This is a genomic window from Enterococcus sp. 3H8_DIV0648 (assembly GCF_002140655.1).
Classification (GTDB): domain Bacteria; phylum Bacillota; class Bacilli; order Lactobacillales; family Enterococcaceae; genus Enterococcus_A; species Enterococcus_A hulanensis.
In genome coordinates, this window is sequence record NZ_NGLG01000002.1 from 517680 (window position 1) to 518510 (window position 831).

General features: G+C 37.7%; 1 protein-coding gene. It reads left to right on the forward strand.

All coding sequences use genetic code 11. The annotated features are described in order from the left end of the window. Positions 1 to 238: hypothetical protein (locus A5875_RS24020; RefSeq protein WP_217809356.1), on the forward strand; the 238-nt coding region annotated here is incomplete at its 5' end. Positions 239 to 831: the final 593 nt, after the last annotated feature.

Sequence of the window (831 nt, forward strand, 5' to 3'; positions counted from 1 at the left end):
AATTGAAATATTGAGCATCCTACAAATGATTCGCATATTGCACACGGTTTTGACTCGTGCCATTATAGATAAAAGCATCCTGCTTTCCGCCATGATTTTTTATTCCAATCTTAGCGGGAAGTACGTGTTTATCTTACCGTTGATCCTTAAGCTTAATGGCAACGCCCTCTTCTCTTGCCTTTCTCAGCAAATCATCACCACTATTGTTGATAGGGAGATGACTGAGCAACTAGATTAATCTAATCGCTTGGAGTCAAATATGGTACGATTTCGCAACTCAAAGAGTTCTGATGATAGCTTTTGTTTTAGTTCGGAGTTTCCTGCTAAAAGAGAATCTTCGATGATGAGTGCACTAACTTTAACACGTTTCTTTGAAACAGACGTCATCTATTTTCAAGTTCTGCTAGTTGATAAGGTACTAAAAGTTCCTTCATTCTTTGATACAAAGCAGTGTATCCAATTTACACAAAGCAAAAAGACATTAGGTACGTGAGTGCAGTCGAAAAGTATGGATACTCAACTCTTTCATGATCGTAGCGAAAATGTATTTGTCCGTCCCATCATAAGTATAGTCTCAGCTTGTCTCAATTTGACTCGCTCAGCAGGTTTAGCTTTCGCTGGAGCAGTAGGTGTCATAGACGGATTTCGATCCACGATCTGAATAAGAACAACTTTTTCCTCCATATTAATAAACTTTCTGTAGTTGATATCGTTAGCTTAACAATCATCACAGTAGGAAACGAGATACTTTGCTATAAGACGTTAACAAAATAATTAGGCTGGATCTGAGTGTTTTCGATTCCATACTTACGTTCTCTGTATTTATCTTGT